This is a genomic window from Pseudomonas iranensis, from assembly GCF_014268585.2.
Taxonomy (GTDB): domain Bacteria; phylum Pseudomonadota; class Gammaproteobacteria; order Pseudomonadales; family Pseudomonadaceae; genus Aquipseudomonas; species Aquipseudomonas iranensis.
In genome coordinates this window covers 5307501-5320314 of sequence record NZ_CP077092.1, presented here as the reverse complement: position 1 = coordinate 5320314, position 12814 = coordinate 5307501, and the positions used below count along the sequence as shown (strand labels likewise).

Annotated in this window: 13 protein-coding genes (1 of these 13 running past the window's edge); 9 read left to right on the top strand and 4 right to left on the bottom strand. The window is 59.4% G+C overall.

The genetic code is table 11. The features are described from left to right. Positions 1-11 precede the first annotated feature (11 nt). From HU724_RS23940 to HU724_RS23930, 3 genes are all read right to left on the bottom strand, one after another. Positions 12-284, bottom strand: a complete 273-nt coding sequence (locus HU724_RS23940; protein ID WP_016773175.1) for a TfoX/Sxy family protein — start codon at positions 282-284, stop codon at positions 12-14. A 289-nt stretch (positions 285-573) separates the two neighbouring features. Further along, positions 574-918: a pentapeptide repeat-containing protein gene (locus HU724_RS23935; protein WP_039761605.1), complete on the bottom strand. Its 345-nt coding sequence runs from the start codon at positions 916-918 to the stop codon at positions 574-576. A 91-nt stretch (positions 919-1009) separates the two neighbouring features. Continuing rightward, positions 1010-2566 (bottom strand): bifunctional aminoglycoside phosphotransferase/ATP-binding protein, encoded by a 1557-nt coding sequence (locus tag HU724_RS23930; RefSeq protein ID WP_186569356.1) that lies wholly within the window; start codon positions 2564-2566, stop codon positions 1010-1012. 116 nt (positions 2567-2682) lie between these two features. On the opposite strand from HU724_RS23930, the gene mrcB reads away from it, so the two are divergent. From mrcB to HU724_RS23915, 3 genes are read left to right on the top strand one after another with little or no spacing between them, the layout of a single operon-like run. After that, positions 2683-5007 (top strand): penicillin-binding protein 1B, encoded by a 2325-nt coding sequence (mrcB, locus tag HU724_RS23925; protein ID WP_186569355.1) that lies wholly within the window; start codon positions 2683-2685, stop codon positions 5005-5007. Between the two features lie 16 nt (positions 5008-5023). Next, the gene (locus tag HU724_RS23920) at positions 5024-5773 is read left to right on the top strand and encodes a tetratricopeptide repeat protein (protein WP_016773179.1); all 750 of its coding nucleotides are present in this window, start codon (positions 5024-5026) and stop codon (positions 5771-5773) included. Beyond that, positions 5773-6108, top strand: coding sequence for a YqcC family protein (locus tag HU724_RS23915; protein ID WP_016773180.1), 336 nt, complete (start codon positions 5773-5775; stop codon positions 6106-6108). Before HU724_RS23920 ends, HU724_RS23915 begins: the two co-directional genes overlap by 1 nt. A 117-nt stretch (positions 6109-6225) precedes the next feature. On the opposite strand, the gene HU724_RS23910 is transcribed toward HU724_RS23915, so the two are convergent. Then, on the bottom strand, positions 6226-6642 hold the full coding sequence (locus HU724_RS23910; protein WP_122506706.1) for a DUF4124 domain-containing protein: 417 nt from the start codon (positions 6640-6642) through the stop codon (positions 6226-6228). A 399-nt stretch (positions 6643-7041) separates the two neighbouring features. Here HU724_RS23910 and HU724_RS23905 point away from each other — a divergent pair, with 399 nt between their 5' ends. The 6 genes from HU724_RS23905 to msrQ form a co-directional block, all read left to right on the top strand. Beyond that, positions 7042-8766: an acetolactate synthase 3 large subunit gene (locus HU724_RS23905; RefSeq protein ID WP_065616944.1), complete on the top strand. Its 1725-nt coding sequence runs from the start codon at positions 7042-7044 to the stop codon at positions 8764-8766. 2 nt (positions 8767-8768) lie between these two features. Continuing rightward, complete coding sequence (gene ilvN, locus HU724_RS23900) at positions 8769-9260, top strand: acetolactate synthase small subunit (protein WP_003176102.1); 492 nt, start codon at positions 8769-8771, stop codon at positions 9258-9260. A 46-nt stretch (positions 9261-9306) separates the two neighbouring features. Then, a complete protein-coding gene (ilvC, locus tag HU724_RS23895; RefSeq protein ID WP_003228216.1) occupies positions 9307-10323 on the top strand; it encodes a ketol-acid reductoisomerase in 1017 nt (338 codons plus the stop codon). A 148-nt stretch (positions 10324-10471) separates the two neighbouring features. Then, complete coding sequence (gene pssA, locus HU724_RS23890; RefSeq protein ID WP_016773182.1) at positions 10472-11329, top strand: CDP-diacylglycerol--serine O-phosphatidyltransferase; 858 nt, start codon at positions 10472-10474, stop codon at positions 11327-11329. A 63-nt stretch (positions 11330-11392) separates the two neighbouring features. After that, on the top strand, positions 11393-12406 hold the full coding sequence (msrP, locus tag HU724_RS23885) for a protein-methionine-sulfoxide reductase catalytic subunit MsrP (protein WP_186569354.1): 1014 nt from the start codon (positions 11393-11395) through the stop codon (positions 12404-12406). After that, positions 12406-12814, top strand: the 5' portion of a protein-coding gene (gene msrQ, locus HU724_RS23880) for a protein-methionine-sulfoxide reductase heme-binding subunit MsrQ (RefSeq protein WP_186569353.1). It continues 215 nt past the right edge of the window; the window shows 409 of its 624 coding nt (coding positions 1-409); it begins with the start codon at positions 12406-12408; the stop codon falls past the right edge of the window. The genes msrP and msrQ overlap by 1 nt, the downstream gene beginning before the upstream one ends.

The window sequence follows — 12814 nt, the reverse complement described above, 5'->3', positions numbered from 1 at the left end:
TCAGCGCCTGTTCAGTTCTTGTGGCGCGCGGAAATGGCTTCGAGCTGTTTGTTCAAGGCGTCCTTGCGCTCGGCGGGGATATCGTTCCAGTGCACGTCCATCAACGCGCCTTCGATCGCATACAACAACACCTTCGATGCGCGAAACCCCCGAGTACGCACGGCCCGGTAGGCATCCACTGCACCGAGGCGACGCAAGTCCGAGGCGCTGTGGATGCCCACGGCATGCAGCCATTGCGCTGATGTCTTGCCAAGATTTTTCAGGTGTTGCAGTTCATCATTCATCAAGCCTCCTTGCGACGGCCGAATGGTGCGTGGGCGAGCTTCTCAGCAGTGTAGCCATCAGTAGGAAAAGCGTGGTTGTTTGGTCGGATTCGACGCAAAAGCTTCTAAGAAAGGGCGGTAAAGGGGCTGCGAACGCAGAGGGAAGCGAGTTAGGCGGTTAGCAATGTACAAGCGAGCCTGCTCGCGAAGAGGGCGTATCAGACACAATCGATATCAACTGACACTACGCCTTCGCGAGCAGGCTCGCTCCCACAGAGGCAAGGCGTGGTGTCAGGAAGATTTCCAGATTTCAGCGGGTGCGATAGCGCAACCGCGTGCCGAAATTCATCGACATCAGAATCTCGTCAGCACTCAGCTCCGGCGGAAAGTACGCCCCGGAAATCTGCGCATGGGCCAGGCTGGCGCCTTCGAGCGAAGCCTTGCGGAAGTCGATGCCGCGCAGATCGGCGGAGCGGAAGTACGCATCGCGGAAATCCACGCCGTCGGCGTTCAGCTCGCGCAGGTCGAGGCCACGGAAATCGCCGCCGACCATGTCGATCGGGCCATCTTGTGGGCGTTCCTTGTTGAAGCCTGCGACGTCATCTTTGTGCAGCAGGGCGTAAAGCGGAGTGTCGAGCAGTTTTGGCTGGCTCATGTCAGATCACCTGTTGGTTTTATGACGCCAGTATAGTGCCACTATTTGCCGGCCGTGAAGCGAGCGAGGGCTTCACGGCCGAAATAGTTTTTTACAGACCCGGCAGACGCTGACGGATCTGCGCGACTACGGTGTCCAGCGTGCCGGATTCATTGGTCTGCACGCGTTTGCTGCGCAGGATTTCTTCCGGCGTCAACGCTTCGCGATTGGCCTGTTGCGCTTCGATCACGGCGAGGGTGGCGTCGGACGGATCTTTCTGGTCGGCCTGACGCATCGCCAGCCAGCTCTCGATTACCGCTTGCGGGGCGTTGCAGTCGAGGATCAAAAACGGCGTGCCAGTAGCTTCGGCAATCTTCGCCGCGTTGTCGCGCTGCTCACGCTTGAGGTAAGTCGCGTCGATCACTACCGGGAAGCCGGCGTGCAGGATCACCTCGGCGATTTCATGCAGGCGTGCGTAGGTCGCGGTACTGGCATCGGCGCTGTAAATGCCGGCCTGCACATCGTTGGCAACAGTCTGCTCACCGAACAGGCGCTTGCGCTCGACATCGGAACGCAGGCGAATCGCGCCCAGCGCTTCGACCAGACGCATGGCCACGTGACTCTTGCCGACGGCGGAAACACCGTGGGTAATGGCCATGAAGCGCGAAGGAATGGTGCTGTAGCTTTCCGCCAGGTTGGCGTAGTTGCGGTACTGGCGCAGGGTGGTGGCGCGCTGCACCGCAGTCGCGTCGGCCGGCATGCTGAACAATGCCACCTTGGCCCGCACCAGCGCGCGGTAGGCTTTATAGAAGTTCAGCACTTCCAGGCCCTGATAGTCGCCAGTCAGTTCCAGATACTGGCTGACGAGGCGACGTGCCAGTGACTTCAGACCACGGTCTTCCAGGTCCATGGCGAGAAAGCCGGTGTCGGCCCAGACATCAGTGAAACGGAATGGCTCGTTGAACTCGATGCAGTCGAAGATCACCACGTTGCCGTCGATGACCGTGGCGTTGCCCAGGTGAATGTCGCCGTGGCATTCACGGGTGAAACCTTGCGCCTTGCGCTCGGCGAACAGGGGCTTGAGGCGCTCGAAGCTGCTTTCGGCCCAGGCTTTCAATGCCTCAAGTTGCAGCAAATCGTTCTTGTCGCTGAGGAACGGCAGGATCTGCTCGAAGTTTTGCGCGACCGGCGCCATCACGCTGTCCGGTGTACCAGCATCGTGTTCAGCCGGGACTTTCGGGGCGTTGAGATGGAAATGGGCGATCTGCTCGGCCAGTGCATCGATGTGCTGAGTGGTCAGCTCGCCATTGGCTTGCAGGGTGCTGAGCAAGCCGCTCTGCGGGAACTGGCGCATTTTCAGCACGTATTCGATAGCCGGGCCTTCGCCGCCCAGTTGTGGTGCTTCGACGCTGCCGGTTACCGGCAACACGTCCAGATACAAATCAGCGGTCAGACGCTGGTTCAGGCGCAGCTCTTCAGCGCAGAAATGCGCACGTGCGTCGAGGCTGGTGAAGTCGAGGAAGCCGAAATTCACCGGCTTCTTCACTTTATAGGCAAAGGGGCCGGTGAGAATCACCCACGAAATGTGGGTTTCGATGACCTGAAACCCTTCGACGGGATGCGGGTAGAGGGCCGGGTTTTGCAGGGCAGCGATCAGGGACTGGCTCACGGGCGATCCTTCAGAGACGGGGGAATTCGAGGCGGCCATTATGGCTGCTTGCCCGCCTGACGCAAACCTCCGCGCGTGCCTGTTGAGGATCGATAAAGTGCGTATAATCCGCCGCCATGACTCGATCCCGATCCCCCCGTACCAAGAAAAAACCACCAGCCAAGGGCCTCAGCCCATGGTTGAGCTGGGCCATTAAACTCAGCCTGGTCGGCCTTGTAGTGCTGGCCGGCTTTGCCGTTTATCTCGATGCCGTGGTGCAGGAGAAGTTCTCCGGCAAGCGCTGGACCATCCCGGCCAAGGTGTACGCGCGCCCGCTCGAGCTGTTCGTCGGACAGAAGCTCAGCAAGGACGATTTCCTCACCGAACTCGATGCCCTCGGCTATCGCCGCGAAGCCGTGAGCAATGGCCCCGGCGCCGCCGCCGTCAGCGGCAATACGGTTGACCTGAACACCCGTGGCTTCCAGTTCTATGAAGGCCTGGAAAAACCGCAGCCGGTGCGCGTGCGCTTCTCCGGCGATTACGTCGCCGAACTCTCCGCGACCAACGGCTCGAAGCTGTCGGTGGTGCGCCTCGAGCCGCTGATGATCGGCGGCATTTACCCGAAAAATCTCGAAGACCGCATCCTGATCAAACTTGATCAGGTGCCGCCGTACCTGCTCGAAACCCTGATCGCCGTGGAAGACCGCGACTTCTATAGTCACTGGGGCGTGTCGCCGAAATCGATCGCCCGCGCGGTGTGGATCAACACCTCTGGCGGCAAGATGACCCAGGGCGGCAGTACGCTGACCCAGCAGTTGGTGAAGAACTTCTACCTGACCAGCGAACGCAGCCTGACCCGCAAGCTCACCGAAGCGATGATGGCGTTGCTGCTCGAACTGCATTACGACAAGAAGGAAATCCTTGAGGCCTACCTCAACGAAGTCTTTGTCGGCCAGGACGGGCAGCGCGCGGTGCACGGTTTCGGTCTGGCCAGCCAGTTCTTCTTCGGCCAGCCATTGTCCGAGCTGAAACTGCATCAAGTGGCGTTGCTGGTCGGCATGGTCAAGGGGCCGTCCTACTACAACCCGCGTCGCAACCCGGAGCGCGCGCTGGAGCGGCGTAATCTGGTCCTCGACGTGCTGGCGCAGCAAGGCGTGGCGACCTCGGAACAGGTCGAAGCGGCGAAGAAAATGCCGCTCGGTGTGACGACTCGCGGCAAGCTCGCCGACAGCTCGTTCCCGGGCTTTATCGATCTGGTCAAACGTCAGTTGCGCGAAGACTACCGCGACGAAGACTTGACCGAAGAAGGCCTGCGCATCTTCACCAGTTTCGACCCGATTCTGCAGATGAAAGCCGAAGCCTCGGTCAACGACACCTTCAAGCGTCTGGCCGGGCGCAAGGGCTCTGATGACGTCGAAGCGGCGATGGTCGTGACCAACCCGGAAACCGGTGAAGTCCAGGCGATGATCGGCAGCCGTCAGGCCAGTTATGCCGGCTTCAACCGTGCACTGGATGCGGTGCGCCCGATTGGTTCTTTGATCAAACCGGCGGTGTATCTGACCGCACTGGAGAAGCCGAGCCAGTACACGCTGACCAGTTGGCTGTCGGACGATCCGCTGTCGGTCAAGGGCGCCAACGGTCAGGTGTGGAAACCGCAGAACTACGATCGCCGCTCCCACGGTACGGTGTTCCTCTATCAGGGCCTGGCGCATTCCTACAACCTGTCGACCTCGCGTCTGGGCCTGGAAGTCGGTGTGCCGAATGTGCTCAAGACCGTGGGTCGCCTGGGCGTTACTCGTGAGTTCCCGGCGTTCCCGTCGATGCTGCTCGGTGCTGGCGGCATGACGCCGATCGAAGTGGCGACCATGTACCAGACGTTGGCCAACGGTGGTTTCAATACGCCGATGCGCGGCATTCGCAGCGTGTTGACCGCCGAGGGCGAGCCGCTCAAGCGTTATCCGTTCCAGATCGAACAGCGTTTCGACCCGGCCTCGATTTACCTGATCCAGAACGCCATGCAGCGGGTGATGCGTGAAGGTACCGGCAGTTCGGTTTATAACGTGCTGCCCAAGACCCTGACACTGGCGGGCAAGACCGGTACCAGTAACGATTCGCGCGACAGCTGGTTCGCCGGTTTCAGTCAGGATCTGCTGGCGGTGGTCTGGCTCGGCCGCGATGACAACGGCAAGACGCCGTTCACCGGGGCCACCGGTGCGTTGCAGGTCTGGACCAGTTTCATGCGCAAGGCCGATCCGCTGCCGCTGGACATGCCGCAGCCGGACAACGTCGTGCAGGCCTGGGTCGATTCGCGCACCGGCCAGGGTTCGGATGCCAACTGCCCCGGCGCGGTACAGATGCCGTATATTCGCGGCAGCGAGCCGCCACCCGGCGCCGCGTGTGCAAGCGAAACACCTGCCTCGCCGGAATCGGTGATGGACTGGGTCAAGGGCTGGATGAATTAAGCAAAGAGGGTTTCAAGTGAACAAGTGGTTGATTCCAGCGGTGACCGCCGTGGCTTTGCTCAGCGGCTGCTCCACCGTACAGCGTGGTTCGATTCCGGTAGTGGATTCGGGTACGGCCGTGTCCAACAGCGAACGCATCGGTGCCAATGGCGGTTTCCGCCAGACCACGGTCAAGCGCCCGGTGCAGGGCCAGACTCAGGCGATTCCGCAAGGCGATACCGGCGTAGTGGTGATGGTGCCGGGCGGCGGTGCGGCGGTGTCGACACCGATCAGCTCTTCGCCGATCGTCCCGGGGCCTGCATCCGGCGGTATCACGTCGGGGCCGTACAACCCATCGGCGGTTGAGTCGGCGCCGATCAACTCCGGCAGCTACAGCATGCCGTCGACGCCAAGTGGCATTCCTTCGGCCAGCAGTGGCGGCGGTCTGTCGGCGGATGAGCAACTGGACGGTCCGGTACTCGCCTTGCTGACCACCGCGCAACAGCAACAGGCCGGTGGCGACCTCAACGGTGCCTCTTCCAGCCTGGAGCGGGCGCAACGTGTCGCCCCGCGTGAGCCACAAGTGCTTTACCGTTTGGCGCAAGTACGCATGGCCCAGGGCGATGCGCCGCAAGCCGAACAGTTCGCCCGTCGTGCGCTGACCATGGCCAACGGTCGTCCGGATCTGCAAGCCAGCCTGTGGGAAATCATCGCTCAGTCCCGTGAGAAACAAGGCGATTCCGCCGGTGCTGCGCTGGCCCGTCAGAAGGCCAAGGTTTCCCTGTGATGGACGTGCGTTTCCCGAAAATCGCCGATCAGCTATTGCTGATCGAACGCGAGCTGCGCACCCAGGGCTGGTGGGATGAGGTTGAGCCGTCCGCCGAAGCGCTAAGCAGTGTCGAGCCGTTTTCGGTCGACACGCTGGACTTCGAGCAATGGCTGCAATGGATCTTCCTGCCGCGCATGAAGATGATCCTCGAACAGGATCTGCCCTTGCCGAACGCCTCGGGCATTCAGGAAATGGCGGAAATGGTCTTTGCCCAGCGCAACCTCGGTGGCAAGGATCGGCAGTTGCAGGTGCTGCTCAAAGAGTTTGACCTGCTGATCACTGCATCTCGCTGAACGCGGTTGTGTAGGAGCTTTGTAGGAGCTGCCGAAGGCTGCGATCTTTTGATCTTGCTCTTCCAGCAAGTCAAAAGATCGCAGCCTTCGGCAGCTCCTACACATCCTTCGAAACGATTACGAACAATTCTCCTTAATCTGCTTCTTCGCTTCGACGATGCGTTCCTGACGCTGTGTATCGTCGAGCCTGCGCACATCCCCCTCGACCTCCTCACGCAAACGCGGATTGTTCTGCAGTTGCGCCAGGTTCGTGCGTGCCTGCTCGCAAAAGGCCTTGAGCTGCGCCTGCTGCTCGGCGACCTGTTTCTTCACCTTGGCATCAATGGCTTTCTGATCGCCAAGGACGCCGCCGCCCGGCATCGGCGCAGCTTTCGGCGCGGGCGAGGAGGGTGTCTGTACGGTCGTCGACGGTAGGCCCTGCGGAGGCTGCGCATCGAAATGCGTGACGCCTTGGGCATCGACCCATTTGTAGATTTGAGCGGCCGAGCACCATGGGCTGAGGCCGATCAGTAGAGTGAGGAGGAGCGTTCGCATGCTGATTCCTTGGCAAAAATGCGCAATTGACGCTAACAGAGTAGCGCTTTTCAGGTTTTTTCTTGCGTTCTCATGTGCTTACCCACAATTAACCACACAGACGACTTGACTTGCAGAGGGCGAAACAGAAGAATCCAAAGTCCGCTGTAGAGGGACTGCCAGAAGCAGACCCACTCGGTAGATCATGAGGCGCACATCCGCGCCGACCTGTTACACCCGCAACGCGTTACCTCGCGCTGGGTGGGAAAGGCCCGCAACACTTGGGACGATCCCAATACTTGCTCAGTCAGTGCTGACGTAGTCGGCGACCACCGTCGCTCATGCTCTGCCGAGAAGTAAACCTATTAAGACCCGCCCCTTTTTTGTGGACGGTATTCTGGCGTTTTAGAGGTGAACAACGTGGAGCTTTTATCTGGCGGTGAGATGCTCGTCCGCTTTTTGCGTGACGAAGGCGTCAAATATATCTACGGGTACCCGGGTGGTGCTCTCCTGCATGTTTACGATGCCCTGTTCAAAGAACCGGAAGTGACCCACATCCTGGTTCGTCACGAACAAGCGGCGACCCATATGGCTGACGGCTACGCCCGTGCCACCGGTAAAGCCGGCGTGGTATTGGTGACTTCCGGTCCAGGCGCCACAAACGCCATCACCGGTATCGCCACCGCCTATATGGACTCGATTCCGATGGTGATCATTTCCGGTCAGGTGCCAAGCACCATGGTCGGCACCGACGCGTTCCAGGAAACCGACATGATCGGTATCTCCCGGCCGATCGTGAAGCACAGCTTCATGATCAAGCACGCTTCGGAAATCCCGGAAGTCATGAAGAAGGCCTTCTACCTGGCGCAATCCGGTCGTCCGGGCCCGGTCGTTGTCGACATCCCGAAAGACATGACCAACCCGGCCGAAAAGTTCGAATACGTTTTTCCGAAAAAAGCCAAGCTGCGCTCCTACAGCCCGGCCGTTCGCGGTCACTCCGGGCAGATCCGCAAAGCAGCCGAAATGTTGTTGGCGGCCAAGCGCCCGGTGCTGTACTCCGGCGGCGGCGTGATTCTCGGCAATGGCTCCGCGCAACTGACCGAACTGGCGAAAATGCTCAACCTGCCGGTGACCAACACGTTGATGGGTCTGGGCGCTTTCCCAGGCACTGACCGTCAGTTCATCGGCATGCTCGGCATGCACGGCAGCTACACCGCGAACCTGGCAATGCACCATGCCGACGTGATCCTCGCAGTGGGCGCACGCTTCGACGATCGGGTGATCAACGGCCCGGCGAAATTCTGCCCGAACGCCAAGATCATCCATATCGACATCGACCCGGCGTCGATTTCCAAGACCATCAAGGCCGACGTGCCAATCGTGGGTCCGGTCGAGAGCGTCCTGACCGAAATGGTCGCGATTCTCAAGGAAATCGGCGAGACCCCGAACAAGGAGTCCGTAGCCAGCTGGTGGAAGCAGGTGGATGAATGGCGCGGTGATCGCGGCCTGTTCCCTTATGAAAAGGGCGACGGCAGCCAGATCAAGCCGCAGACCGTGATCGAAACCCTCTGCGAAGTGACCAAGGGCGACGCCTTTGTGACCTCCGACGTTGGTCAGCACCAGATGTTTGCCGCGCAGTACTACACGTTCAACAAGCCGAACCGCTGGATCAACTCCGGTGGTCTGGGCACGATGGGCTTCGGTCTGCCAGCCGCGATGGGCATCAAACTGAGCTTCCCGGACGACGACGTTGCCTGCGTCACCGGCGAAGGCAGTATCCAGATGAACATCCAGGAGCTGTCGACCTGCCTGCAATACGGCTTGCCGGTGAAGATCGTCATCCTCAACAACGGTGTGCTGGGCATGGTTCGCCAGTGGCAGGACATGAGCTACGGCAGCCGTCACTCGCACTCCTACATGGAATCGCTGCCCGACTTCATCAAGCTGGCTGAAGCCTACGGCCACGTTGGCGTACGCATCACCGAATCGAAAGATTTGAAGTCGAAGATGGCCGAAGCCTTCGCCATGAAGGATCGCCTGGTGATCATCGACGTTGCAGTCGACACCAGCGAGCACGTCTACCCGATGCAGATCAAAGACGGCTCCATGCGCGATATGTGGCTGAGCAAGACGGAGCGTACTTAATCATGCGGCACATTATTTCCCTGCTTCTGGAAAACGAACCCGGCGCTCTGTCTCGCGTAGTCGGCCTGTTCTCGCAGCGCAACTACAACATCGAAAGCCTGACCGTGGCCCCGACCGAAGACCCGACCCTGTCGCGTCTGACGCTGACCACTGTGGGCCACGATGAAGTGATCGAGCAGATCACCAAAAACCTGAACAAGCTGATCGAAGTGGTCAAGCTGGTGGACCTGTCGGAAAGCGCTCACATCGAGCGTGAACTGATGCTGGTCAAGGTCAAGGCCACTGGCGCCCAGCGCGCCGAGATCAAACGCACCACCGATATCTACCGTGGACAGATCGTCGACGTCAGCGCCAGCGTGTATACCGTTCAATTGACCGGTACCAGCGACAAGCTCGACAGCTTCATTCAGTCCATCGGCACCGCATCGATTCTGGAGACCGTCCGTAGCGGCGTGACCGGCATTGCTCGCGGCGACAAAGTACTCAGCATCTAAACCAAATTAGCGCATGGCCTGAATGGCCGGATATAAGGGGAAATTCATGAAAGTTTTCTACGATAAAGACTGCGACCTGTCGATCATCCAGGGCAAGAAAGTTGCCATCATCGGTTACGGCTCCCAGGGCCACGCTCAAGCGTGCAACCTGAAAGACTCCGGTGTCGACGTTACCGTCGGTCTGCGTAAAGGTTCGGCCACCGTTGCCAAAGCCGAAGCTCACGGCCTGAAAGTGACCGACGTTGCTTCCGCTGTTGCCGCTGCCGACCTGGTCATGATCCTGACCCCGGACGAGTTCCAGTCCTCGCTGTACAAGAACGAAATCGAGCCGAACATCAAGAAAGGCGCCACTCTGGCCTTCTCCCACGGCTTCGCGATTCACTACAACCAGGTTGTTCCGCGTGCCGACCTCGACGTGATCATGATCGCGCCGAAAGCCCCGGGCCACACCGTGCGTTCCGAGTTCGTCAAAGGCGGCGGTATCCCTGACCTGATCGCGATCTACCAGGACGCTTCGGGCAACGCCAAGAACGTTGCGCTGTCCTACGCCGCTGGCGTTGGTGGCGGTCGCACCGGCATCATCGAAACCACCTTCAAGGACGAGACCGAAACCGACCTGTTCGGCGAACAAGCCGTTCTGTGTGGCGGTACCGTTGAACTGGTGAAAGCCGGTTTCGAAACTCTGGTTGAAGCTGGCTACGCGCCGGAAATGGCCTACTTCGAGTGCCTGCACGAACTGAAGCTGATCGTTGACCTCATGTACGAAGGCGGTATCGCCAACATGAACTACTCGATCTCCAACAACGCCGAATACGGCGAGTACGTGACTGGCCCGGAAGTGATCAACGCCGAATCCCGTCAGGCCATGCGCAACGCCCTGAAACGTATTCAGGACGGCGAATACGCCAAAATGTTCATCAGCGAAGGCGCAACCGGCTACCCTTCGATGACCGCCAAGCGTCGTAACAACGCCGCTCACGGCATCGAAATCATCGGCGAGCAACTGCGCTCCATGATGCCGTGGATCGGTGCCAACAAGATCGTCGACAAAGCCAAGAACTGAGTCGTCGTTCCTTGTACGAAAAACGCGGCCTCGGCCGCGTTTTTTCGTTTGGGCCGGTGCTTCTGGTATAAAGCTGCATCGTTTGTGGCCGAACTGTCGTCCTCAAGCCTCTGTCGAATTTTTTCCAAACCGTTGCAAGGTAATGTCCATGAGCGAACGTCCCGAAGAGCCGAACAAGGCTTCCGACGCCGAAAGCCTGCTGCCCATCGATGAGCACATCGAAGAAGGGCACGACGCTGAAGGTCGTAAAGTCCGGCATCGTGGTATCTATCTGCTGCCGAACCTGTTCACCACTGCCAACCTGTTCGCAGGCTTCTATTCCATCATCAACTCGATGAGCGCCCAGGCCGCGTTGAGCGCCGGCGACTCGGTGAATGCGAGCAAGTATTTCGCCTTCGCTGCGATCGCGATCTTCGTCGCGATGGTCCTCGATGGCCTCGATGGTCGCGTGGCACGCATGACCAATACCCAAAGTGCCTTCGGCGCCGAGTACGACTCGCTGTCGGACATGGTCGCCTTCGGCGTCGCGCCGGCATTGCTGGCCTTTGGCTGGGCGCTGGGTGATATGGGCAAGGTCGGCTGGATGGTCGCCTTCATATATGTAGCGGGTGCGGCGTTGCGTCTGGCGCGTTTCAACACCCAGGTCGGCACGGCGGACAAGCGCTACTTCATCGGTCTGGCCAGCCCGGCGGCGGCAGGTGTGGTGGCCGGTATTGTCTGGGCGTTCAGCGATTACGGCATCCAGGGTTCGAAGATGTCGTTCCTGGTGGCCTTGATGGTGGCGGCGGCCGGCATGCTGATGGTCAGCAACATCAAGTACAACAGCTTCAAGGAGCTGGATCTCAAAGGTCGCGTGCCGTTCGTGGCGATCCTGGCGGTGGTGCTGGTATTCGCTGTCGTGTTCAGTGATCCGCCGCGCATTCTGCTGCTGGTGTTCCTCGCCTATGCGGCGTCCGGTCCGGTGCAATATCTGTTGCGTCTTCGTCGTCACAAAAACGCCGAGTGATGTAATTTCCCGCATACTCCGCAGTCTATGGGTGCACCTGTCCTCCAAAGCTGCGGAGTTGTCATGTTGATCAAGATCCCCAAAGCATCCGACTGCCATGAGTCGGATGTCACGCCTGAAGCCATTTATCTCTCCCGTCGCCAATTGCTCGGCGCCACTGCTGCCGGTATTGCCGTGAGCAGCCTGCCGCGCTGGGCCAGTGCCGCTGATGCCCCTCGCTACTCTGATGTCGAATCCGGCAAGGCTCCGGCCTGGTTTGCCGAAAAGCTTCCTTCTACTCAATGGGGGGCGGTCAACGTCAAGGACGAGGCGATCACGCCTTATAAAGACGCGACGAACTACAACAACTTTTATGAATTCGGTACCGGTAAGGCGGATCCAGCGAGGAACGCTGGCGACCTGAAAACCGAACCCTGGAGCGTGGTGATTGACGGGGAGGTGGGTAAGCCGGGGCGTTATGCGCTGGAAGACTTCATGAAGCCGTATCAACTGGAGGAACGTATCTATCGTCTGCGCTGCGTCGAGGCGTGGTCGATGGTCATTCCCTGGATCGGCTTTCCCATCTCGGCCTTGCTCAAGCAGGTCGAGCCGACCTCCAAAGCCAAATACATCCGTTTCGAAACCCTGCAGGATCCCAAGAGTATGCCCGGCCAGCGTTCCGGTTTTGCCTTGATCGACTGGCCGTATGTCGAAGGTTTGCGTCTCGATGAGGCGATGAATCCTTTGGCGATCCTGGCGGTGGGCATGTATGGCCGTGAACTGCCGAACCAGAATGGCGCGCCATTGCGTCTGGTGGTGCCATGGAAGTACGGCTTTAAAAGCGTGAAGTCCATTGTGCGCATCAGTCTGGTCAGTGAGCAGCCGAAGACCACCTGGCAAAGCATTGCTGCCGATGAATATGGCTTCTACGCGAATGTGAATCCTACCGTCGACCATCCACGCTGGACCCAGGCCCGCGAGCGGCGCCTGCCGAACAGTCTGTTCAAACCGAATGTGCGCGATACCCAGATGTTCAACGGCTACTCGGATGAAGTCGCTTCTTTATATACAGGGCTCGATCTGCGGAAGAACTACTGATGCGTTATCCGTTCTGGCGAGTGGGCGTTTTCATTGCTGCGGCGGTCTGGCCATTGCTGTGGTTCTATCAAGCGTTCGCCGATCTGCTCGGGCCTGATCCGGGCAAGGTGCTGGTTGATCGTCTCGGGCTTGGCACGCTGGTGTTGCTGTTGATCACCCTGAGCATGACTCCCCTGCAAAAGCTGAGCGGCTGGGCGGGGTGGATTGCAGTGCGCCGGCAGTTAGGGCTTTGGTGTTTTGCTTATGTGACGCTGCATCTGTTCAGCTATATGGCGTTTATCCTCGGGTTCGATTGGTCACAGTTGGGCGTTGAGCTACGCAAGCGTCCTTACATTATTGTTGGTGCGCTGGGCTTTCTCGGATTGCTGATACTGGCGGTGACGTCCAATCGTTATAGTCAGCGTCGTT

What these genes read in the sequence shown, in the direction of transcription:
- HU724_RS23915 (WP_016773180.1), top strand. Translation starts at nt 5,773, where the DNA reads ATGGACGTGCGTTTCCCGAAAATCGCCGATCAGCTATTGCTGATCGAA.
- HU724_RS23910 (WP_122506706.1), bottom strand. Translation starts at nt 6,642, where the DNA reads ATGCGAACGCTCCTCCTCACTCTACTGATCGGCCTCAGCCCATGGTGC.
- ilvC (WP_003228216.1), top strand. Translation starts at nt 9,307, where the DNA reads ATGAAAGTTTTCTACGATAAAGACTGCGACCTGTCGATCATCCAGGGC.
- mrcB (WP_186569355.1), top strand. Translation starts at nt 2,683, where the DNA reads ATGACTCGATCCCGATCCCCCCGTACCAAGAAAAAACCACCAGCCAAG.
- msrP (WP_186569354.1), top strand. Translation starts at nt 11,393, where the DNA reads ATGTTGATCAAGATCCCCAAAGCATCCGACTGCCATGAGTCGGATGTC.
- HU724_RS23940 (WP_016773175.1), bottom strand. Translation starts at nt 284, where the DNA reads ATGAATGATGAACTGCAACACCTGAAAAATCTTGGCAAGACATCAGCG.
- pssA (WP_016773182.1), top strand. Translation starts at nt 10,472, where the DNA reads ATGAGCGAACGTCCCGAAGAGCCGAACAAGGCTTCCGACGCCGAAAGC.
- ilvN (WP_003176102.1), top strand. Translation starts at nt 8,769, where the DNA reads ATGCGGCACATTATTTCCCTGCTTCTGGAAAACGAACCCGGCGCTCTG.
- HU724_RS23935 (WP_039761605.1), bottom strand. Translation starts at nt 918, where the DNA reads ATGAGCCAGCCAAAACTGCTCGACACTCCGCTTTACGCCCTGCTGCAC.